The sequence below is a fragment of the Alterinioella sp. B-7 genome (assembly GCF_056857775.1).
Genome location: NZ_JBSXNT010000031.1, coordinates 100,553 through 121,616, shown reverse-complemented (window position 1 = coordinate 121,616; position 21,064 = coordinate 100,553). Strand labels below are relative to the sequence as shown.

Annotated in this window: 18 protein-coding genes; 3 read left to right on the top strand and 15 right to left on the bottom strand. The window is 63.7% G+C overall.

All coding sequences use genetic code 11. The features are described from left to right. Positions 1–4: 4 nt before the first annotated feature. From AC13C7_RS08945 to AC13C7_RS08920, 6 genes are all read right to left on the bottom strand, one after another. A complete protein-coding gene (locus AC13C7_RS08945; protein ID WP_172321788.1) occupies positions 5–799 on the bottom strand; it encodes an FAD binding domain-containing protein in 795 nt (264 codons plus the stop codon). Positions 800–813: 14 nt separating this feature from the next. Continuing rightward, complete coding sequence (locus AC13C7_RS08940; protein WP_482867259.1) at positions 814–3,156, bottom strand: xanthine dehydrogenase family protein molybdopterin-binding subunit; 2,343 nt, start codon at positions 3,154–3,156, stop codon at positions 814–816. Positions 3,157–3,170: 14 nt separating this feature from the next. Continuing rightward, positions 3,171–3,644 (bottom strand): (2Fe-2S)-binding protein, encoded by a 474-nt coding sequence (locus AC13C7_RS08935; RefSeq protein WP_482867258.1) that lies wholly within the window; start codon positions 3,642–3,644, stop codon positions 3,171–3,173. Between the two features lie 48 nt (positions 3,645–3,692). Then, on the bottom strand, positions 3,693–4,148 hold the full coding sequence (locus AC13C7_RS08930) for an SRPBCC family protein (protein ID WP_482867257.1): 456 nt from the start codon (positions 4,146–4,148) through the stop codon (positions 3,693–3,695). Positions 4,149–4,225: 77 nt separating this feature from the next. Beyond that, on the bottom strand, positions 4,226–5,449 hold the full coding sequence (locus AC13C7_RS08925) for a vWA domain-containing protein (RefSeq protein ID WP_482867256.1): 1,224 nt from the start codon (positions 5,447–5,449) through the stop codon (positions 4,226–4,228). 6 nt (positions 5,450–5,455) lie between these two features. Then, positions 5,456–6,370: an AAA family ATPase gene (locus AC13C7_RS08920; protein WP_482867255.1), complete on the bottom strand. Its 915-nt coding sequence runs from the start codon at positions 6,368–6,370 to the stop codon at positions 5,456–5,458. A gap of 246 nt (positions 6,371–6,616) precedes the next feature. On the opposite strand from AC13C7_RS08920, the gene AC13C7_RS08915 reads away from it, so the two are divergent. After that, on the top strand, positions 6,617–8,443 hold the full coding sequence (locus tag AC13C7_RS08915) for an AAA family ATPase (protein ID WP_482867254.1): 1,827 nt from the start codon (positions 6,617–6,619) through the stop codon (positions 8,441–8,443). A 210-nt stretch (positions 8,444–8,653) separates the two neighbouring features. Here the strand turns inward: AC13C7_RS08915 and AC13C7_RS08910 are convergent, their stop codons facing one another. The 3 genes from AC13C7_RS08910 to AC13C7_RS08900 all read right to left on the bottom strand — a co-directional run bounded on the left by AC13C7_RS08910 (position 8,654) and on the right by AC13C7_RS08900 (position 12,347). Continuing rightward, entirely contained in the window at positions 8,654–10,282 is a 1,629-nt protein-coding gene (locus AC13C7_RS08910; RefSeq protein ID WP_482867253.1) for an AMP-binding protein, read from the bottom strand. A gap of 91 nt (positions 10,283–10,373) precedes the next feature. Further along, positions 10,374–11,315, bottom strand: coding sequence for a LysR family transcriptional regulator (locus AC13C7_RS08905; protein WP_482867252.1), 942 nt, complete (start codon positions 11,313–11,315; stop codon positions 10,374–10,376). Positions 11,316–11,399: 84 nt separating this feature from the next. Beyond that, on the bottom strand, positions 11,400–12,347 hold the full coding sequence (locus tag AC13C7_RS08900; protein WP_482867251.1) for an SDR family oxidoreductase: 948 nt from the start codon (positions 12,345–12,347) through the stop codon (positions 11,400–11,402). 162 nt (positions 12,348–12,509) lie between these two features. On the opposite strand from AC13C7_RS08900, the gene AC13C7_RS08895 reads away from it, so the two are divergent. After that, the gene (locus AC13C7_RS08895) at positions 12,510–13,403 is read left to right on the top strand and encodes an AraC family transcriptional regulator (RefSeq protein WP_482867250.1); all 894 of its coding nucleotides are present in this window, start codon (positions 12,510–12,512) and stop codon (positions 13,401–13,403) included. A gap of 29 nt (positions 13,404–13,432) precedes the next feature. Here the strand turns inward: AC13C7_RS08895 and AC13C7_RS08890 are convergent, their stop codons facing one another. Continuing rightward, complete coding sequence (locus AC13C7_RS08890) at positions 13,433–13,789, bottom strand: VOC family protein (protein WP_482867249.1); 357 nt, start codon at positions 13,787–13,789, stop codon at positions 13,433–13,435. Between the two features lie 79 nt (positions 13,790–13,868). On the opposite strand from AC13C7_RS08890, the gene AC13C7_RS08885 reads away from it, so the two are divergent. After that, positions 13,869–14,603, top strand: coding sequence for a helix-turn-helix transcriptional regulator (locus tag AC13C7_RS08885; RefSeq protein WP_482867248.1), 735 nt, complete (start codon positions 13,869–13,871; stop codon positions 14,601–14,603). A 58-nt stretch (positions 14,604–14,661) separates the two neighbouring features. Here AC13C7_RS08885 and AC13C7_RS08880 read toward each other — a convergent pair whose 3' ends face one another. The 5 genes from AC13C7_RS08880 to AC13C7_RS08860 all read right to left on the bottom strand — a co-directional run bounded on the left by AC13C7_RS08880 (position 14,662) and on the right by AC13C7_RS08860 (position 21,050). Then, a complete protein-coding gene (locus AC13C7_RS08880) occupies positions 14,662–16,866 on the bottom strand; it encodes a 3-hydroxyacyl-CoA dehydrogenase NAD-binding domain-containing protein (RefSeq protein ID WP_482867247.1) in 2,205 nt (734 codons plus the stop codon). Positions 16,867–16,878: 12 nt separating this feature from the next. Continuing rightward, a complete protein-coding gene (locus tag AC13C7_RS08875) occupies positions 16,879–18,090 on the bottom strand; it encodes an acetyl-CoA C-acetyltransferase (RefSeq protein WP_482867246.1) in 1,212 nt (403 codons plus the stop codon). A 12-nt stretch (positions 18,091–18,102) separates the two neighbouring features. Further along, on the bottom strand, positions 18,103–18,744 hold the full coding sequence (locus AC13C7_RS08870; RefSeq protein WP_482867245.1) for a glutathione S-transferase family protein: 642 nt from the start codon (positions 18,742–18,744) through the stop codon (positions 18,103–18,105). 306 nt (positions 18,745–19,050) lie between these two features. Next, a complete protein-coding gene (locus tag AC13C7_RS08865) occupies positions 19,051–19,263 on the bottom strand; it encodes a hypothetical protein (protein ID WP_172321162.1) in 213 nt (70 codons plus the stop codon). An 11-nt stretch (positions 19,264–19,274) separates the two neighbouring features. Then, the gene (locus tag AC13C7_RS08860; protein WP_482867244.1) at positions 19,275–21,050 is read right to left on the bottom strand and encodes an acyl-CoA dehydrogenase C-terminal domain-containing protein; all 1,776 of its coding nucleotides are present in this window, start codon (positions 21,048–21,050) and stop codon (positions 19,275–19,277) included. Positions 21,051–21,064 lie beyond the last annotated feature (14 nt).

Below are 21,064 nucleotides of genomic sequence, written 5' to 3'. Positions count from 1 at the left end.
GGGCTCAGGCGGCGGCAACCGCGCGTTTTGCCATGACCTTGATCAGGTTGGCGCGGTAGGCGGCGCTGCCGTGGATGTCGCTCATCAGCCCGTCCGCCGAGACCTCGACCCCGTCAATGGCCGATGCGGACCAGTCCGAGGACAGCGCCGCCTCCAGCCCCTCGTGGCGGAAGACCCCATCTTCGCCCGCGCCGGTGATGGCGACACGTGCCCCGTCTGCCGTCTGCGCCACGCAGACGCCGACCAGCGCAAAGAGCGAGGCAGGCTGGCGGAACTTGGCATAGGCCGCCTTGGCGCAGGCGGGCACACGGACCGAGGTGATGATCTCATCCTCCTCTAGCGCCGTGGTGAAGAGGCCGAGGAAGAAGTCGTCGGCGGCGATCTCGCGGCTGTTGGTGACGATGGTGGCGTTGAGCGCGAGGAGCCCCGCCGGGTAACACGCCGCCGGGTCGTTATTGGCGATGGAGCCGCCGATCGTGCCCATGTGGCGCACCGCCGGATCGCCGATGCCCGCCGCCAGCCTGGCCAGGCCCGGACAGGCCGAGTTCACATCGGCGCTGGCGGCGACCTCGGCATGGGTCGTGGCCGCCCCGATGACCAGCGTGTCGCCATCCATGCGGATGCCCGAGAGGTCGGATATGCCCCGGACATCGACCAGGTCGGAAGGCGCGGCCAGGTGCTGTTTCATCGTTGCCAGCAGGGTCTGACCCCCGGCCAGGAACTTGCCATCCTCGGCCCCGGAAAGGGCGGTGATCGCCGCGTCCACGCTGTCGGGCTTGTGATATTTCGTCGGATACATGTTCAGTCCCTCCGTTACTGAGCCGCCTGCAACGCGGACCAGACCGCGTGCGGGGTTGCGGGCATGGCCAGGGTGTTGCTGCCGATGGCGTCCGTGATCGCGTTGATCACGGCAGGCGGCGAGCCGATGGCCCCCGCCTCGCCGCAGCCCTTCATGCCGAGCGGGTTGTTGGGGCAGATGGTTGAGGCGTGATGCACGTCGTAGAACGGCAGATCGGCGGCGCGCGGCATGGTGTAATCCATGTAGGAGCCGGTGATCAGCTGGCCGTCATCGTCATAGACGACCTGTTCCAGCATCGCCTGCCCGATGCCCTGCGCGATGCCGCCATGCACCTGCCCCTCGACGATCATCGGGTTGATGATGGTGCCGAAATCATCCGAGGCGGTGAAGCGCACGATCTCGGTGACGCCGGTTTCGGGGTCCACCTCGACCTCGCAGATATAGGTGCCCGCCGGGAAGGTGAAGTTGGCCGGGTCGTAGAAGGCGCTTTCCTTCAGGCCCGGTTCCATGTCGGGCGGCAGGTTATGCGCGGTGTAGGCGGAAAGGCCCACCTCGTGCCAGCCCATCGCCTTGTCGGTGCCCTTGACCTTCACCTCGCCGCCTTCGATGACGATGTCATCCTCGCTGGCCTCCAGCACATGCGCGGCGATCTTCCTGACCTTGGCCTCGACCTTGTCCATCGCCTTGACGATGGCCGACATGCCGACCGCGCCCGAGCGCGAGCCGTAGGTGCCCATGCCGAACTGCACCTTGTCGGTGTCGCCATGCACGATGGAGACGTTTTCGATCGGGATCGAGAAGCGTTCGGCCACGATCTGCGCGAATGTGGTCTCGTGCCCCTGGCCGTGGCTGTGCGAGCCGGTCAGGATCTCGATGGTGCCAACGGGGTTCACCCGCACCTCGGCGGATTCCCAGAGGCCCACACCGGCCCCGAGCGAGCCGACAGCCGCCGAGGGGGCGATGCCGCAGGCCTCGATATAGCTGGAATAGCCCAAGCCGCGCAGCTTGCCGCGTTTCGCCGCCTCTTCCTTGCGGGCGGGGAAGCCCGCGACATCGGCGGCCTCGCGCGCCTGGTCGAGGTTGGCGTCGAAATCGCCCGCGTCATAGGCCATGATCACCGGCGTCTGATGCGGGAATTCACGGACGAAATTTGCCCGGCGCAGCTCGGACGGATCCTTGCCCATCTCGCGCGCGGCGGTCTCCATCATGCGTTCGATCAGGTAGCACGCCTCGGGCCGTCCGGCCCCGCGATAGGCATCCACGGGCACCGTGTTGGTATAGACCGCGCGCACGTTGCAGTGGATGTTCTGGATGTCGTACTGCCCCGACAGCAGCGTCGCATAGAGATAGGTCGGCACCGCCGAGGAAAAGAGCGACATGTAGGCGCCGAAATTGGCGATTGTGTCGACCTTGAAGCCGGTGATCCTGCCATCCGCGTCAAAGCCCATCTTCGCTGTCGAGATATGGTCGCGGCCATGGGCGTCGGTGATGAAGGCCTCGGACCGGTCCGAGGTCCACTTGACCGAACGGTTGGTCTTCATCGAGGCCCAGAGGCAGGTGATCTCCTCGGGGTAGATGTAGATTTTCGACCCGAAACCGCCGCCCACATCGGGCGCGATCACGCGCAGCTTGTGCTCCGGCGCGACCTGGTAGAAGGCCGACAGCACCAGGCGCGCGACATGCGGGTTCTGGCTGGTGGTGTAGAGCGTGTAATGCTCCTCCGCCGCGTCATAGGTCGCGACGGCGGAACGCGGCTCCATCGGGTTGGGCGAGAGGCGGTTGTTGGTGATCTCCATTTCGGTGACATGGGCGGCCTCGGAAAGGGCCGCGTCGGTGGCGGCCTCCTCGCCGATCTCCCAGTCATAGATCAGGTTGCCGGGCGCGTTGTCGTGGATCTCGGGCGCGCCATTTTCCAGCGCCTTGGCGGCATTGGAGACGGCAGGCAACACCTCATAATCGACCTCGACCGCCTCGGCGGCGATCCGGGCCAGCGCCTGGGTCTCGGCGATCACCACGGCGGCGGCGTCGCCGACATAGCGCACCTTTTCAGTGGCCAGCGCCGACCATGCGCCCATGTTCATCGCGCTGCCATCCTTCGACGTGATGGCCCATCCGCAGATGATATTGCCGATGCCGTCGCCGGTCAGCTGATGGCCGTCGAGCACGTCGATGACCCCCTCCATCGCCAGGGCCGCGCTCTTGTCGATGCCCCTGATCTTCGCATGGGCATGGGGCGAGCGGACAAAGGCGGCGTAGGCCTGGTTCTCGCTGCGCACATCATCGGTGTATTTGCCCTTGCCGGTGATGAACCGCTTGTCTTCCTTGCGCTTGACGCGCGCACCAATTCCCGTGGACATGGCGTGACCCTCCCTTACATCTTCGCCGCGGCGTCTTCGACGGCGCGGACAATGTTGTGATAGCCGGTGCAGCGGCAGATATTGCCCTCAAGCTCATGCCGGATCGCCTGCGCAGTCAGGTCGCGGCCCTCGGCCTTGTAGCGGTTCACCATATCAACGCCGGTCATGATCATGCCCGGTGTGCAGAAGCCACATTGCAGCCCGTGATGATCGGTGAAGGCCTGCTGCATCGGGTGCAACTCGCCGTTTTGCGCGATGCCTTCGATGGTGGTCACCTCGGCCCCCTCCAGCGAGGCGGCCAGCGCCGAGCAGGATTTCACAGCGCGCCCGTTCACATGCACCACGCAGGCGCCGCATTGGCTGGTGTCGCAGCCGACATGCGTGCCGGTCAGGCGCAGATGTTCGCGCAGGTAGTCCGACAGAAGCGTCTCGTCGGGCACATCCCGGCTGACGGCCTTGCCGTTCACATTCATGGAAATCTTGGTCATCTCTTCCTCCCTGGCTTGCGGGTCTGACGCCCGCGTTATCTCGCCCGATCAGCCGTCCTCCGGCGGATCGGGATCGTTCAGATGCTGTTGGAAATTGTTGAAGAACTGGGTCGCGACCTTCTTGGCGGTGGCGTCGATCAACCGGCTTCCCAGGCGGGCCAGCTTGCCGCCGACCTGCGCCCGCGCCTCATAGCGCAGCACGGTCTCGTCGCCGTCTTCCTCGAGCGTGACATCGGCGGAGCCCTTGGCGAACCCCGCGACGCCGCCCTGGCCCTCGCCCTTGATGGTGTAGCTGGCCGGGACCTCGATATTCAAAAGCTCGATCGCGCCGTCGAATCGCGCCTTTACCGGCCCGATCTTCTGCACCACCTTGGCGGTCATCGTGGTGGGGCTGTCCTGGTGGATTTCCTCGCAGCCGGGGATGCAGACCTCCAGCACATCAACATCGTTGAGCGCGGCCCAGACCGCATCGCGCGGGGCGGCTATGCGATATTCGCCGGTCATATCCATTGGAACACCCGATCTATCCTCCCTCGTCTCCCGGCCCCGAGTTTAGAAACCCTTTGACCCAATGCAAGAAATTATGACGGCGCGGCGGAAGATGGCCGCCCCGCGCCATGGCGGGCGAAGGCCGCGCCAAGCTCTGCAAGGCTGTCCAGCGAGTGGCAGCTATGGAAGCTGTCAACCAGCGGCAGCAGCGCCTTGATGCCCGCCGCCTGCGGCGAAAACCCGTCCCATCTGAGCAACGGGTTGAGCCAGATCAGCCGCTTGCAGGATTTCGCCAGCCGTTCGGCCTCGGCCCGCAATTGCCCTACGTCGCCGCGTTCCAGCCCGTCGGTGATCAGCAGCACCACCGCGCCTTGCCCCAGAACCCGGCGCGACCAGTCGCGGTTGAAGCGGTGCAGCGCCTCGCCGATGCGGGTGCCGCCCTTCCAGTCCGAGGCTTCGCGCCCCAGATCGTCCAGCGCCATGTCGATATCGCGCAGGTGCAACGAGCGGGTGATGTTGGTCAACTGCGTGCCGAAGGTGAAGCCATGCACCTTGCCCCATCCGGCATCGGAGGCCCAGGTCAGCGCGTGCAGGAAATGCATCATCATCCGGCTGTAGACCGACATCGAGCCGGAAATATCGCAGATCACCACCAGGTTGGGCGGGCGCAGTCGCCGCTGTTTCAGGCTGAGCCGGTCGATCTCGCCGCCCTTGCGCAGGGACCGGCGCAGCATCGCCTTCACATCGGCGCGGCCGCCGCTGGAAGAGGCCCGATAGCGCCGGGTCAGGATCGGCGGGGCGGGCAGGCGCAGGGTTCGGATGGCGGTCTTCGCATCGGTCAGTTCCGCCGCGCTCATCTGTTCGAAATCTTGGCGCATCAGCGTCTCGCGGTCGGACATGCTGAACTTGGCATCGACCTCCAGCTCCTCGCGCTCGGGCGCGTCCCCGGCCCCCGGCTGATCGCCCCAGAGCCCGTCCGCGGCACGCCTTTGCGCAGGTTTCGGCGGCGGCTGGTCTGGCTGCATCACCTGCATCAGCGGCAGCATCTCGCGCACCATGCGTTCCAGGAATTCGGGGTCGCGCCAGAAAAGGGCAAAGACCTGTTCAAATGTCTCGAAATGCTCGGGGCGCGAGATCAGCGTGGCGCGCAGGGTGACGAAAAAATCGTCCTTGCGGGTGAAGCCCGCCGCCATCACCGCCTCGATCGCGTTGCGCAACTGTGCCGTTCCGACGGGCACGCCCGCCTTGCGCAGGGCGCGGGTGAAGTGGACGATGTTCTCGACCAGACGGCCCTCGGTATGCGGCAGCGCTTGCATCAGGGGTCACGAGGCCAGCCGAAGCCGCGCCTGCGCCTCGGTCAGGATGCGCATCGCCTCGGAGCCCGCGATCCGCGCGATGTCGTCCTGGTATTTCAGGAGTGCGCCGAGCGTGTCCGAGATCACATCGGGGGTGATCGCCACCGCGTCCAGCGCGATCAGGCAGCGCGCCCAGTCGATGGTTTCGGCAACGCCGGGGGTCTTGAACAGGTCTTCGCCGCGCAGGCCCTGCACGAAGGCCACGATCTCGCGCGAGAGCGTGTCCGAACAGCCGGGGACGCGGGCGTTGAGGATTGCAACCTCACGCTCGAAATCGGGGTAGTCCACCCAATGATAGAGACAGCGGCGTTTCAGCGCGTCATGCACCTCACGCGTGCGGTTCGAGGTCAGCACGACGATGGGCGGGGTTTCGGCGGTGACGGTGCCGAGTTCCGGGATGGTGACCTGGAAATCCGAGAGCGCCTCCAGCAGGAAAGCCTCGAAGGGTTCATCGGTGCGGTCGACCTCGTCGATGAGCAGGACGGGCGGGCCTTCCGGATGCGGCTCCAGCGCCTGCAAGAGGGGGCGCTTGATCAGGAACGCCTCGGAAAAAAGCTCTGATTGCAGGGACTTGCGGTCGGCGGTGCCGGTCGCCTCGGCGGTCCGGATGGCGATCATCTGGGCGGTGAAATTCCATTCATAGATGGCGGAATTTGCGTCGAGGCCTTCGTAGCATTGGAGGCGGATGAGGCGGCGGCCGAGGGCGGCGGCGAGGGATTTGGCGATCTCGGTCTTGCCGGTACCGGCCTCGCCTTCGAGGAACAGGGGCTTGCCGAGGCGAAGCGCCAGGAAGGCCACCGTGGCCAGATCTCGCCCGCTGAAATAATCCTGTGTGGACAAGGACTTGATCGTCTCATCCACGCTCTGGGGAAGCCCATCCATCTGTCCGGTCCTTTCGATTGCTCGCCCCGCGCAGGAGACCATCTAAGGGGGCTGAATGTCCAGACGTGACGGGTCCGGGGGAGGGGGACGGGCGGATTCGAGGGGGGTGCATATGCGTACACCCCCCGATGCACCCCCTGTGCATACGGAGGGTGGGGGTGGCCCAAAGCTGCCTTCAACATCGGCACTTTTGCTGCGTCGAAGGGTTCTACATACCTCTTTCGTTACAGGCCCACAGTAGTTATTATGCCGGCCAATTCCTGTGCTTTTTTGAAAGGCGAGAGTTTGTACCTCAAAACAATCAGAATTGAAAACGCCGGACCAATTGACATTCTAGAGAAGCAACTGCTGGCAGAAGGTGAAGATGCGCCAAAGCCGTTGATCCTGGTTGGCCCTAACGGTTCAGGAAAAAGCATATTCTTGTCCCACATCGTCTCGGCGATGATAAACGCTCACAATGCCATTTTTGAAGATACCGACATGGAGAAGGGCAAAGTCTACAAGCTTCGCAGTCCTTCTTACATCCGAAGAGGTCAGACGTACTCTCTATGTCGCATGGAGTTTACTGACGGCCTTTTTGAAGACGAAGTCACGCTAGTGCGCAGCAAGAAAGACTACGAAGAGACCTACAAGACCACACCAATCTTCAAGCAATGGAAAAAAGTCCAACCTCACTCGAATTCAGCAGTTGTCAGCAACTTCTACGATCAACTTGCAAAGGTGAAGGCGGCGTTTATCGGGCCGCACTTGTACTTCCCTCCAAGCAGATTTGAAGACCCGGCGTGGCTAAATGAATCCAACCTAAAGAACGTGGTTGCATATTTTGATGCGAAGAGAGTCGACGGAATGTCAGATCGACCAGTAATCCAGTATGCTCCCATGAGAGACAACCAAAGTTGGCTATTGGACCTAATCTACGACTCCTTTGCTGTTGAACGTAAGCACACTCCAATTTCAATACCGGCAGTTCCTGCCGGGTTATACACTGTAAGTAGGGATGGGGATGCCACGAAAATTCTCAGCGAGATAGAGAATTTTGTAAAACTCCTATTGGGTGGTGAGGGACAAGTAGCATGGGGAGTTGGAGGGCGCTCTAGAAGGACAATATCTGTCAGTGCTGGAGAAAACGAACTCACGTCAAACTTGCTTGCGCTATCGACGGGGCAGGCTGTTCTATTCGATTTATTTCTAACAATCCTGCGTCATGCCGATCTTTCTGGTCAACAGGTCAATGAACTGAGCGAAGTGAAAGGATTGGTGGTGGTCGACGAGGTTGACCTGCATTTGCATACAAGTCTTCAGTTTGAAATGCTCCCGAACCTTATCCATATGCTACCCGGAGTACAGTTTATTCTTTCAAGCCACTCGCCGTTGTTCCTTCTTGGGATGGAGAAGTGCTTCGGCGAAGCTGGTGTGACCATTCTCGAAATGCCATCTGGTGCAGAAATTTCGGCCGAGCGGTTCTCCGAATTCGAGGAAGCCTATGAGTACCTTGCTAGTACCAGGAAGTTTGAGTCCGATCTGAACGCAAGACTATCTGATGCGACCCAGCCTTTACTGATTGTCGAGGGCACCACTGACATCGACTACATTAGGAAGGCCGCAGAGCATCTAGGAAAGACAGATATCCTTGATTCATTTGAAATTCTTGATGGGGACGGCTTCAAGGGACTCGACAAGATTTGGAAGAATCTCTACGCTGAGCGATGGTCAAATGTAACGCAAAAGACCGTTTTGCTCTACGATTGCGATGTTAACCCTAAAGATAATGAGATCGGTAAAGCTTTCCAAAGGACGATTCCAAAGATGGGCTCGATGGTTGAAAAAGGAATCGAGAACCTCTTCACAGAAGACACTTTGCGAAAAGCTAGAGACCACAAATTAGCCTTTATCGATCACACACCGGCTACGACGCGCACAGTAAGAGGGCAAGAAATCGAAAGTCCCGAGACTTGGGTGATAAACAGGGATGAAAAGCGCAATTTGTGCGATTGGCTATGCGACAATGGAAATGCCGCAGACTTTGCTCGCTTTGAAGTGGTGTTCTCCGTGCTTGAGGAGTGTCTCACTTAGTTGTCTAACGCAGTCTCAGCACATCAAGAATCTGATTTCTTGCTGCTGCCGCGAACCTCCGCCCCCCACCATCCCACCGAGCGGAACCAAGGCCGCAGGCCGCCGCGCATCGCCGGGCCGCCCCCCGGCACGGCGATTGGCTGCCTCCTGCGCGACGCTCGGAGGGCGGATGTGCTTGGCGGGCCGCCCTCGGCGAGGCGCAGCCCCCCCTCACCCCACCACCATCTTCCTTAACTCAAACTTCTGGATTTTCCCCGTCGAGGTCTTGGGCAGTTCCTGGAACACCACCTGTTTGGGCGTCTTGAAGCCTGCCAGGCGCTCGCGGGCGAAGGCGATGAGGGCGGCTTCCGTGACCTCCGCGCCCTCCTTCAACTCGACGAAGGCACAGGGCACCTCGCCCCATTTCTCGTCCGGTTTCGCCACCACGGCGCAGAGCAGGACGGCGGGGTGGTGCATGAGGGCGCCCTCGACCTCGACCGAACTCACGTTCTCGCCGCCCGAAATGATGATGTCCTTGGCGCGGTCGGCGATCTGGATGTAGCTGTCGGGATGCTGCACGGCGATGTCGCCGGAGTGGAAATAGCCGCCCCGGAACGCCTCGGCGGTGGCGCGGGGGTTCTTGTAATAGCCCTTCATCACCGAATTGCCGCGGATCATGACCTCGCCCAGGGTTGCGCCGTCGCGGGGCACCGGGGTCATGTCGTCAGCGGTCACGACCACGGGCTCCATATTGGGGAGCGCGACGCCCTGGCGGGCCTTCATCGCGGCGATGTCGTCCTGGGGCAGATCGGCCCAATCCGTATCCTTCCAGACGCATTCGGTGGCGTGGCCATAGGTTTCGGTCAGCCCGTAGACCTGGGTGACGTTGAAGCCCATGGTCTCGATCCGGGCCAGCGTGGCGGCGGCGGGTGGCGCGCCGGCGGTGAAGACCTCGACGGTATGGTCGAAGTCGCGGCGGTCGGCGGGGTTTGCGTTGACGATGGCGTTGAGCACGATGGGGGCACCGCCGAAATGGGTCACGCCCTCATCCGCGATGGCGTCGTAGATGGCCTTGGCGGTCACGTCGCGGCAGAAGATGGCGGTGCCGCCGAGCGCGGGCAGCATCCAGGTGTGGCACCAGTTGTTGCAGTGGAAGAAGGGCACGATGGTCAGGAGGCGCGGGTGCAGAATCATGCGCCAGGAAATCGGCGTGCCGAGCGTGATCAGGTAGGCCCCGCGATGGTGGTAGACGACGCCCTTGGGCCGCCCGGTGGTGCCGGAGGTGTAGTTGAGCGCGATGGATTCCCATTCATCTTGCGGCATCTGCCAGGGCGCGTCGGGGTCGCCTTCGGCCAGCAGCTCCTCATAGGTCAGGTGGCGGGTCGAGGCGGGGTAGCCGGCCTGCTCGTCCGGCACCTCGACGATGAGGGGGAGGGTGTCGGCCTCCTGGGCGCGGATGGCCTCCTCGACCGTGCCGAGGAACTGGGTATCGACGAGGACCACCGCCGCCTCGCCGTGATCGAGGATGTAGGAGATGGTGCCGATATCGAGCCGCGTGTTGATGGTGTTGAGGACGCCCCCGCAGGCCGGCACGCCGAAGAGCGCCTCGGCCTGGGCGGGGATGTTGGGCATCACGGTGGCGACCACATCGCCGGGGCGCACGCCACGCGCGGCAAGGGCCGAGGCGAGGCGGGAGACGCGGGCATGGTATTCGGCATAGGTCTTGCGGAACGTGCCGTAGACCAGGGCATCGTGGGTGGGAAAGACCTGCGCCGCGCGGGCCAGGTGGCTGAGCGGGGTCAGCGGCACGTAATTCGCGGCGCGTTTCTCCAGCCCGGTTTCGTCCTTCATCCAGCCCATCGTGGTCCTCCCCCCATTGGTGGGGACGAGTATTGGGCGGGTGGGACGAAAAAGGAAAGGGGGGGAGGGAAGGCGATCTTTCGCGCGGGTCTCAGCCGGAGGGCTGGCAGATCTCCAGCGCCCGGTCGTGGACGGCCCGGTAGGCGTCGATCACCAGGGCGCGGAGCCATTTGCCGCCGGGATCCTGCGACAGGCGGGCGCTCCAGAAAAAGCGGAATGTGATGTCGGGCAGGTCCACCGGCGGGCGTCTGGCGATCAGGCCGTAGGTGCGCATGTCCTCGGCGATGAAGGGCGGCACGGTCGTTCCCAGCATGTCGGTGCGGGCCAGCAGCGGCGCGACGCCGGAGAACTCGGGCAGATGCGCGCCGATGCGGCGCTGCAACCCGTCGCGGGCGACGCGGTCCTCGACGGTCTCGCGCGCGGCGCTGGACAGGCCCACCATCACATGCGGCCAGTCCAGCCAGGCCTGCCTGGTCCAGTTTTCCGCCGCCGGATGGCCCGCGCGCAGGAAGGTGAGGCGGTGCAGGGTCGGCATCTTCTGCTCCATCAGCCCGTCGGGCAGGGGGCTGTCGGCCCCCAGAAGGGCAAGATCGACCTGTTCATCCGCCACGGCGGTATAGAGATGTGGGCCCAGGCCCACCCATTCCAGCGATACCCCCGGCGCGTCGCGGTTGATCCGCGCGAAGACCTCGGCGATGAGGGCCGTGATCGCGGGCACGGCGATGCGGAAGGTGCGGGTGCTGGTCTCGGGATCGAAGGGCTGGGGCGGCGCGACGACGCGCTGGATGCTGCGCAGGATCGGGCGGACATCCTCGATCAGGGTCCGGGCGAAGGGCGAGGGCTGCATCCGGCCACCGACCTTGACCATCAGCGGATCGCCAAGCTGGTCGCGCAGCCGCGCCAGCGCGTGGCTGACCGCCGAGGGGGTCTTGTTCAACCTCTCGGCGGCTTTCGCGACGCTGCCCTCGGTCATGAGCGCCTCGAAGGTCACGAGAAGATTGAGGTCGAGCCGGTGGAGCTGACTGTCAGTCATGGTGCATGAGATTGCCTCGGGTCGGGCCTGTTGAATTCTGTTCAACAACCCTGCCTGATGCGCCGTGCCGGAACAAGCCTCCGGTCACAAGCGCCAGCTGAACCCCGTTTCCTGTTCAGATCGTTCCCACAATCTGGTCATGACGGGCTTGTCATGGGCGTAGGGTTCCAGCGTACCCTTGCCGACAGGGCCACCAGTTTGCATCCACCCCGTGGGACCATGAAGGGCGCGCTGGTCCAACCCGCCCTGGGTCGCGCACATGACTTCCGGGTAAGCGCCTTTTTCGGCGGTCTGCACCAACGGAGTCTTGCTCATCAGCCACCATGTTGCCCGCGTCAAAAGCCCCCCGCTGGTGCTTATCAGCGAGGTCGCGGAGGCCCCGGGGTGGCAGACATAGACCCCGACTTTCCTGCCGGCGGCCCTGACCCGGTCCTGCAATTCATAGGCGAACATCATCTGCGCCAGCTTGCTCTGGCTGTAGGCCGGATTGGCGCGATAGGCCTTGTCCCAGTTCATGTCGTCGAACTGGATCGTCCGGAGCCCCATCCTGTAGCCAAGGCTGGCCACGACAACGATCCGGCCCATCGACGCCTCGATGCGGTCGAAGAGCATCCCGCCGAGGACGAAATGGCCGTAATGGTTGGTGCCAAGCTGGCTTTCGAACCCGTCAACGGTAAGCTCTCGCGTCGGCACCTGCGCGATGGCGGCGTTGCAGATCAGCGCGTTGATCCGGGGAACGGTCCTGAGAAGCTCCTCCGCCGCTGCGCGCACGCTGGCAAGCTCGGCCAGGTCCATGCGGATAAATCCGACCTCGGCGCGCGGCCCGAATTCCTGCTTCAGATCCGCGAGGGCCCGGGTCGATTTCGCGGCGCTGCGGTTCAGCATCACCACCGCCGCGCCCTTGGACAGAAGGATGCGCGCGACTTGGAAACCCGCACCGGCATTGGCGCCGGTAATGACAAAGGTCTTGCCTGCGAGGGTGCCGAGGTGGTCGGGCGTCCAGCCATCGGGTCCGAATGTCGTGTCTGCCATTGTCATGCTCCTTCCAGCACGGGTCGAGGGGGCGTGCGGTTTCAACCTGCAATGTGAGATAGCTCTCAGGTCCGTCAAAAAACAGGCGATATTGGCGCGTATACTTGCCTGATTGTATCGGTTGGGTTGTTGCGGGTGGTAGATCTGCGCTACTTTGGCGGCATGACACAGGATCGGATCAGGCAGCTTATCGCGGGCCGCATGCAGGAAGACGGGCTGATGGAAACCGGCGTTGCGGGGGTCAGGCTGTTCCGTGCGACGAAAGCCGTGCCCTGCGCCCCGGCGGTCTATGAACCCTCTGTCATCGCCATTGCCAGCGGGGCCAAGGAGGCGGTGCTGGACGGCGCGCGATATGTCTATGACAACAGCCGGTATCTGCTCTGTCCCATGTCGATGCCGGTGAAGGCGGGGACGCCGACCGCCTCGCCCGATACGCCACTTTTCGGTGTCTACATCGCGCTCGATCCGCGCCTGATGGCCGGGCTGGCCATCGAGATGGAGACCGCAGGCGGCGCGATCACGGCGCCTGACCCCGGGCCGGTGTCGCAGGGCATCCGGTTTGCGCGGTGGGACGCGGTATTTTCGGAGGCCCTGCTGAGGCTCCTGCAACTGGGCGACAGCAAGACGGATACCGCCGTTCTGGGCGAGGCGCGGCTGCGCGAGCTCTATTACGCGATCCTGAAGGGGGAGGCGGGCGGCGTCGCGCGGCAGGCCTTCGGTGCGGGCAATGCCATTGCGCGAGCCATTGCGCATGTATCGTCCAATCTGGACGCGCCGATCTCGATCGACGACATGGCCAGCCGCGCGGGCATGAGCCGGGCGGTGTTTCATCGCAAGTTCAAGCAGGTGACGACATTGCCGCCGATCCAGTTCGTGAAGTCGATGCGTCTGAACAGTGCCGCGATGAAGATAGCCGGGGGCATGCCGGTAAGCGAAGCGGCGATGGATGTCGGCTATCTCAGCCCGTCCCAGTTCAGCCGCGAGTTCAAGCGGCTCTATGGTCAGTCGCCAAGGCAATGGAGCGATGCGCAAGACCTTCCCGCAGGGGGGATGTGACGGCCCCTGTTCGGGCCGCCAGTGTCAACTTAGTCGGAGAGGCACAGCTTGTTCCCGTCGAGATCGCGGATATAGGCTGAGAATTTCGGCCCGCGTTGGCCGGGCGTGCCTTCGCAGGTGCCGCCGAGACTGAGGGCCAGCGCGTGCAATCGTCTGACGTCCTTCTCGGTCCCGGCGCGGAAGCCCACCATGGTGCCGTTGCCGCTGGTGGCGGGGGTCGTGTCGAAGGGGATCGCCGTTGCGAAGGCGAAATCCGCGCCGAACCAATAGGTCATCCGGTCCGAGGGTGTGACGCATTGCAGCCCCGCCCCCGCGAAGAGCGCATCGTAGAAGGCTCCTGCGGCCTGCATGTCATTCGTGCCGAGGGTGACGTAGTTCATCTTCATGGCGTGATCTCCTTGTCTGCCGTTTCGATGTAGGTCACCCGATATTGCCAAATATGACATTTTATGTCCTATTTGTCGCATGGCCCGGACAAACGCACAGGACAGGCTCAGGCGGATGGACCTGCTTGGCGCAGAGCTCAAGCAGGAGGGGCATTGCACGGTCCGGGATCTCGCGCGCGCCCATGGGGTCAGCACCCGCACGATTGCGCGCGACCTGGCGCTGATGCGCGAACAGGGCCTGCCGATCGACGCCGATCGCGGGCGCGGCGGGGGTGTGCGGCTGGACCGGAGATGGGGCGTGGGCCGGATGAACCTCTCCTATCCCGAGGCGGTCGATCTTCTGATCAGCATCGCGGTGGCGGAGCGGATGGAGTCGCCCCTGTTCCTGGCCAGCCTGGGATCGGTGCGGCGGCAGTTGGTGGCCTCGTTCTCGCCGGAAAAGCGCGACAGGGTGAACCGGCTGAAATCGCGCGTCGTGATCGGTGTCACCGCCTCGACCTATGTGCAGGCCGGGGTCAGCGCGCCGCCGAAACGGGTCGTGCAGGCGTTGCACCAGGCTTTTGTCGATCAGGAGGTGCTGGAGATCCGATACCGGCGCGAGGATGGCGCGGTCTCCGAACGCCGGATCGAGCCGCATTACCTTTTGCTGAAATATCCCGTCTGGTATGTCGTCGCGGTCGACCATCTCAGGCAAGCGCCACGGACCTTCCGATGTGACCGGATGATTGCCGCCAGCCGGACGGCCGATCCGTTTCGCCTGTTGCCGAAGCCTGCGTTCCGATCCGCGATGGAGGGTGACGACCTGGCGCTGTGAGGGTCAACGAAAACGGGCGCCCCGAGGAACGCCCGCTTGATCCTGTCTTGCCCGTTGTTCAGGCGGCCTTGCTGTCCACGCCTTCGCCGAAGCGGCCGTAGAAGCTCTGCCCCTTGTCGGCCATCTCGCGCAGGAGGGCAGGGGTCGCGAAGCGGTCGCCATAGGTCTTGGCCAACTCGTCGCAGCGTTCCGCCGCGTAGGGCGTGCCGAGGATGTCGAGCCAGGAGAACGGCCCGCCGGACCAGGGCGCGAAGCCCCAGCCGAGGATCGCGCCGACATCGCCTTCGCGGATGTCTTCCAGCACGCCGTCCTCCAGCGCGCGCACCGCCTCCAGCACCTGCGCGAAGAGCAGGCGATGCTGCACCTCGGTCAGGCTCGGCTGGTCGTCGGCCTCGGGGTATTTGGCGGCGATGCCGTCCCAGAGCCCCATGCGCTTGCCCTTGTCGTCATAGGCGTAGAAGCCCGCGCCCGCCTTGCGGCCCAACCGGCCTTCGCCCTCCAGCCAGAACAGCACCTCATCGGCGGCGTCGTTGTCATATTCCTCGCCCATCGCCGTGCGGGTGGCCTTGGCGATCTTGACGCCGAGGTCGATGGAGGTCTCGTCGGTCAGTTGTAGCGGACCGAGGGGCATGCCAACCAGCTTGGCGGCATTCTCGATCAGCACCGGCGAGACGCCTTCGGTGACCATGCGCACCCCTTCGTTGATGTAAGGGATGATGCAGCGGTTGGCGTAGAAGAAGCGCGCGTCGTTGACGACGATCGGCGTCTTGCGGATCTGGCGCACGAAATCGAGCGCCTTGGCCACGGCCACATCGCCGGTCTTCTCGCCCTTGATGATCTCGACCAGCAGCATCTTGTCGACGGGGCTGAAGAAGTGGATGCCGATGAACTGATCGGGGCGCATGGACGCCTTGGCAAGCTCGGTGATCGGCAGGGTCGAGGTGTTTGTGGCGAAGATCGCATCCGCGGGGATCACGGCCTCGGTCTTTTCGGTCACACCGGCCTTGACGCCGACATCCTCGAACACCGCCTCGACGATCAGGTCGCAGCCTTCAAGGGCGGCGTAATCGGTGGTGGCGGTGATGCGGTCCAGAACCTCCTGTTTCTTCTCTTCCGTCACCTTCTTGCGGGAAATGCCCTTGTCGAGGATACCCTCGGAATAGGACTTGCCCTTGTCGGCGGCGTCCTGCCTGGCGTCGATCAGCACCACTTCGATGCCCGCATTCGCGCTGACATAGGCGATGCCCGCGCCCATCATGCCCGCGCCGAGGATGCCGACCTTTTTCACGGTCTGGTCTGCCACGTCGGGGCGGTTCGCGCCTTTTTCCAGCGCCTCCTTGTTGATGAAAAGCGAGCGGATCATCGCGGCGGAGGAGGGGTTCATCAGCACGTTGACGAAATTGCGCGCCTCGACCTTCAGCGCGGTGTCGAAGGGCACCAGCGCGCCCTCATAGACGGCCTGCAGCAGCGCCTTGGCCGCCGGGTAGACGCCCTTGGTCTTGCCATGCACCATCGCGGAAGCCCCCACGAAGGTCATGAAGCCCGCCGGGTGATAGGGCGCGCCGCCGGGCATCTTGTAGCCCTTTTCATCCCAGGGCTTGACGATCCTGGGCTCGGACAGAACCCAGTCCTTCGCCTTGGCCATCAGCTCGTCCGCGGGCACCACCTCGTCGATCAGACCGGCGGAGAGGGCTTTCTTGGGGTCGCTCAGCTTGCCTTCCAGAAGGAAGGGGCTGGCCGTCATCGCGCCCATCTTGCGCACGAGACGGGTGGTGCCGCCCGCGCCGGGGAAGATGCCGACCATGATCTCGGGCAGGCCGATCTTGGCCTTCGGGTTGTCGGCAACGAAGATGCGGTGGCAGGCGAGCGGGATCTCGAAGCCGATGCCCAGACCGGTGCCGGGCATGGCGCAGGCCACGGGCTTGCCGCCCTTCAAGGTCTTCGGGTCCATGCCCGCGCGCTCGATCTTCCGCAGGACGGTGTGCATGTGCATGATGCCGTCCATCAAACCTCGCGCCGGATTGTCGCCTGCCATTTCCTTCATCTTGGCGATGACGTTGAGGTCCATGCCGCCCGCGAAGGAGCCGTCCTTGCCGGAGGTGACGATGATGCCCTTGACGGCGTCATCGGCCAAAGCCTTGTCGATGCAGGACTCCAGCTCGGCCAGCGCGTCGAGGTTCAGCACGTTCATGCTCTTGCCCTGGGTGTCCCAGGTGATGATGGCGACGCCGTCGGCGTCCGTCTTCATGGTGAAATCAGCCATTGGTCTGGTTCCTTACACGCGTTCGATGATGGTTGCGGCGCCCATACCGGAGCCGATGCAAAGAGTGGCGAGGCCGGTGCCCTTGCCGCTGCGCTCAAGCTCATCCAAGAGCGTGCCGAGGATCATCGCGCCGGTCGCGCCAAGCGGGTGACCCATGGCGATTGAGCCGCCATTGACGTTGATCTTGTCCCAATCCGCGTCAAACGCCTGCTGGAACCGCATGACCACGCTCGCGAAGGCCTCGTTGACCTCGAAAAGGTCGATATCGCCGATCTCCATGCCGCTTTCGGCGAGGATCTTCTGCGTGACCGGAACCGGCCCGGTCAGCATGATGGTGGGGTCGGTGCCGATCTTGGCCGTGGCCCTGATCCGGGCGCGGGGCTTGAGGCCCATCGCCTCGCCAAATTCCCTGTTGCCGATGAGCACGGCGGCAGCGCCATCAACGATGCCCGAGGAGTTGCCGGCGTGGTGGATGTGGTTGATCCGCTCAAGATGGGGGTATTTCATCAGCGCGATGGCGTCGAAACCGGGCATGGTCTCGCCCATGTCCTTGAACGAGGGCTTGAGCCCGCCGAGCGACTGCATGTCGGTCTGGGGGCGCATGTATTCGTCATGGGTCAGGATCGGCAGGCCGTTGATGTCATTGACAGGCACGACGGAGCCCGCGAACCGGCCCGCATCCCAGGCGGCCTTGGCGCGTTTCTGGCTTTCGACGGCCAGCGCGTCGGCCTGATCGCGGGTGAAGCCGTATTCGGTGGCGATGATGTCGGCCGAGATGCCCTGCGGCACGAAGTAATTGTCGATGGCGATGGACGGGTCGACGGCGATTGCGCCGCCATCCATGCCCATCGGCACGCGGGACATGCATTCCACCCCGCCCGCGATATAGGCGGACCCTGCACCGCCGCGCACCTGGTTGGCGGCGAGGTTCACGGCCTCCAGCCCGGAGGCGCAGAAGCGGTTGATGGCGAGGCCGGGGATGCTTTCGTCGAGCTCGGAGGCCAGCACGGCTGTGCGCGCAAGGCAGGCGCCCTGTTCGCCCACTTGCGTGACATTGCCCCAGATCACGTCCTCGACGGCGTGGCCTTCGAGGTTGTTGCGCGATTTCAGCGCGTTGAGCGCGATCGCCGAGAGGCGCGGGGCGGAAACCTCGTGCAGGCTTCCGTCCTTGCGGCCCTTGCCGCGGGGGGTGCGCACGGCATCGTAGATAAAGGCGTCGGTCATGTCTTGGTCCTTTCAGGTGCGGTCGGCAGGGCTGCCGGGCATCAGGTCATAGGGGTGTTTCCAGCCGGGCATATCGCTGATGCGGGTCAGCCAGGCGTCGATATGGGGCCAGTCGGATCGGTCGAATCCGAAGGGTTCGGGGTAGAAGAGATAGCCGCAGCAGGCGATGTCAGCGGTGGTGATCGCGTCGCCCACCAGCCAGTCGCGGGTTTCCAGCCCGGCATCCAGCGTCGCATAGGCGGATTTGAGGCGGCCCTGCATGAAGCCGATCACCTCGGCGGGGCGCTTGTCCTCGGGCAGGAAGTTCATCAAGAAGCGGGTCATGCCGGCCTGGGAGCTGAGCTTGTGATTGTCCCACAGGATCCAGCGCAGGATTTCGCGGCGGGCCTGGGGCGTGGCACCGGTCAGCTTGCCCGACAGGTGCACGGCATAGTCCTGGATCGCGCCGGATTGGGTCAGGGTGTAGTCATGGTCGGTATCGACCAGCACCGGCACCTCGCCCATCGGGTTGATGGCGCGGAAATCGGGGCTCCGGGTTTCGCCGCCAAAGAAATCGACAAAGACCGGCTGCCAGTCGAGCCCGGCCAATTCAAGCGTCAGCGCCGCCTTGTAGGCATTGCCGCTTTCTCCGAAGCAGTAGAGTTTCAGTGTCATCGTCCCTCCCAGTTTCAGCGTTGCGCGGGTGGGGGGTTTCACACCCCCCACACCCCCCGTGGAGTATTTTCACCAAGAAGATGGCACGTAACGAAGCATTAACGTTAACGTGCCATCGTAGCAGGCGCGGTACAGGCTGGAGAGCCGATGACCGCCCAAGGAGATGGCCCTCTGCGTGCCCGACCCCGGTCTTCGGACCGGCTATGCGGGTGGCAGAGGGTTCTCTTCTGAAAGCAACCTGCTCCCATCTTCTTGGTCCAAATACTCAAAATCCTGTCCTCGATACCCGCGCCGTCCCTTGCGACTTCAGCGCTTCCTGTCCTCAAGCTCCGAATTGAACAGCCGGATGCGGTGGGTGAAATTGTCCTCATCCATCACGCTTTTCCAGTTCTCGAAGAGGAAGGAGAGAAACTCCCCCTCATCCAGTCCCGCCTCCTGCGCCAGACCGCGCAGTTTGCGGTAGCCCTCCTCGCTCATGGCGATGTTGGGACGGCGGGTCAGGCGCAGGCGTTTGGGCATGGGTTCTCCCCTCAGAACTGATCGGCGGCCAGACCCATCACCGGATCGGCGCCGGATTGGATGCGCGCCAGGTGCATTGTCGTCGCGGGCAGGCGGCGGGCCATGTAGTAGCGCGCGGTGGCCAGTTTCGTCTTGTGGAAGTCGGGATCGGACGTGCCGTTTGCAAGGGCATCGAGCGAGGCGCGGGCCATCCGGGCCCACATCAGTCCCAGGCAGACATGGCCCATCATGTGCATGAAGTCATAGGATCCCGACAGGGCCGCGTTGGGGTTCTTCATGCCTTCTTGCATGAAGAACATGCCGGCCGATTGCAATTCCTTCGACGCCTGCTTGAGCGGGGTCAGGATCGGCTCCATCCCCTCGACCTCGGCATTGTCCTTGATGAAGCTCTTGACCATCTCGAAGAAGGCCATGACGTGCTTGCCGCCATCCTGGGCCAGCTTGCGGCCCACGAGGTCCAGCGCCTGCACGCCGTTGGCCCCTTCGTAGATCATGGCGATGCGGGCATCGCGGGTGAACTGGCTCATGCCATGTTCCTCGATATAGCCGTGGCCGCCGTAGATCTGTTGCGCCAGCACGGTCATGTCGTAGCCCTGGTCAGTCAGGAAACCCTTGATCACCGGGGTCATCAGCGAGATCAGACCGTCGGCATCGGCATCCTTGGCGCGATGCGCCTGGTCGATTAGCGTGGCCCCCCAGAGGACGAAGGCGCGGCCGCCCTCGACAAAGCTCTTCTGGTCCATCAGCGCGCGGCGGATATCGGGATGCACGATCAGCGGGTCGGCAGGACCTTCGGGATTCTCCGTGCCGGTGACGGCGCGGCCCTGCAGGCGCTCCTTCGCGTAGGTCAGCGCGTTCTGGTAGGCCACGTCGGCCTGCGCCAGGCCCTGGATGCCGACGCCGATGCGGGCCTCGTTCATCATCGTGAACATGGCGCGCATGCCTTTATGTTCCTCCCCCAGCAGCCAGCCCTGCGCCTCGTCGTAGTTCATCACGCAGGTGGAATTGCCGTGGATTCCCATCTTTTCCTCGATCGAGCCGCAGGCGACGCCGTTCCTTTCACCGACGTTGCCGTCGTCCTTGACCAGGAATTTCGGCACGATGAAGAGAGAGACGCCCTTGATGCCATCCGGGCCGCCGGGGATCTTGGCCAGCACCAGGTGGATGATGTTCTCGGCCATGTCATGTTCGCCCGAGGAGATGAAGATCTTCTCGCCCGAGATGCGGTAGCTGCCATCGTCCTGCGGCACGGCCTTGGTGCGCATCAGGCCCAGATCGGTGCCGCAATGCGATTCCGTCAGGTTCATGGTGCCGGTCCAGTTGCACGAGATCATGTCGGGCAGGTAGGTCTGCTTCTGCGCCTCGGTGCCATGCGCCAGGATCGCCGCTGCCGCGCCATGGGTCAGGCCCTGGTACATGGCGAAGGCCTGGTTGGCGGCGGACAGCATCTCGGTCAGCGCGAGGCCCATCACGTAGGGCAGGTTCTGACCGCCGTATTCCTCGGGCATGTCGAGGCCGGTCCAGCCGCCTTCCTTGACCTGCTCGAACGCGTCCCTGAAGCCCTTGGGGGTGCGCACGACCCCGTTTTCGAGGGTGCAGCCCTCCTGGTCGCCGACCGCGTTCAGGGGCGCCAGCACATCGCTTGCGATCTTGGCGGCCTCGTCGAGGACGGCGGAGGTGAAATCGGGCTCCAGGTCGGCATAGCCGGGGATGTCACGGTCCTGCACTTTCAGAACGTCGTGCAGCACATAGGCCATGTCCTTGGTGGGGGCGGTATAGTCGGGCATGATGATACGGGTCC

Coding starts and splice junctions, on each gene's coding strand:
- AC13C7_RS08925 (WP_482867256.1), bottom strand. CDS start 5,449: ATGCAAGCGCTGCCGCATACCGAGGGCCGTCTGGTCGAGAACATCGTC.
- AC13C7_RS08890 (WP_482867249.1), bottom strand. CDS start 13,789: ATGAAGATGAACTACGTCACCCTCGGCACGAATGACATGCAGGCCGCA.
- AC13C7_RS08885 (WP_482867248.1), top strand. CDS start 13,869: ATGGCCCGGACAAACGCACAGGACAGGCTCAGGCGGATGGACCTGCTT.
- AC13C7_RS08920 (WP_482867255.1), bottom strand. CDS start 6,370: ATGGATGGGCTTCCCCAGAGCGTGGATGAGACGATCAAGTCCTTGTCC.
- AC13C7_RS08900 (WP_482867251.1), bottom strand. CDS start 12,347: ATGGCAGACACGACATTCGGACCCGATGGCTGGACGCCCGACCACCTC.
- AC13C7_RS08940 (WP_482867259.1), bottom strand. CDS start 3,156: ATGTCCACGGGAATTGGTGCGCGCGTCAAGCGCAAGGAAGACAAGCGG.
- AC13C7_RS08945 (WP_172321788.1), bottom strand. CDS start 799: ATGTATCCGACGAAATATCACAAGCCCGACAGCGTGGACGCGGCGATC.
- AC13C7_RS08865 (WP_172321162.1), bottom strand. CDS start 19,263: ATGCCCAAACGCCTGCGCCTGACCCGCCGTCCCAACATCGCCATGAGC.
- AC13C7_RS08910 (WP_482867253.1), bottom strand. CDS start 10,282: ATGGGCTGGATGAAGGACGAAACCGGGCTGGAGAAACGCGCCGCGAAT.
- AC13C7_RS08895 (WP_482867250.1), top strand. CDS start 12,510: ATGACACAGGATCGGATCAGGCAGCTTATCGCGGGCCGCATGCAGGAA.
- AC13C7_RS08880 (WP_482867247.1), bottom strand. CDS start 16,866: ATGGCTGATTTCACCATGAAGACGGACGCCGACGGCGTCGCCATCATC.
- AC13C7_RS08905 (WP_482867252.1), bottom strand. CDS start 11,315: ATGACTGACAGTCAGCTCCACCGGCTCGACCTCAATCTTCTCGTGACC.
- AC13C7_RS08915 (WP_482867254.1), top strand. CDS start 6,617: ATGCCGGCCAATTCCTGTGCTTTTTTGAAAGGCGAGAGTTTGTACCTC.
- AC13C7_RS08935 (WP_482867258.1), bottom strand. CDS start 3,644: ATGACCAAGATTTCCATGAATGTGAACGGCAAGGCCGTCAGCCGGGAT.
- AC13C7_RS08870 (WP_482867245.1), bottom strand. CDS start 18,744: ATGACACTGAAACTCTACTGCTTCGGAGAAAGCGGCAATGCCTACAAG.
- AC13C7_RS08860 (WP_482867244.1), bottom strand. CDS start 21,050: ATGCCCGACTATACCGCCCCCACCAAGGACATGGCCTATGTGCTGCAC.
- AC13C7_RS08875 (WP_482867246.1), bottom strand. CDS start 18,090: ATGACCGACGCCTTTATCTACGATGCCGTGCGCACCCCCCGCGGCAAG.
- AC13C7_RS08930 (WP_482867257.1), bottom strand. CDS start 4,148: ATGACCGGCGAATATCGCATAGCCGCCCCGCGCGATGCGGTCTGGGCC.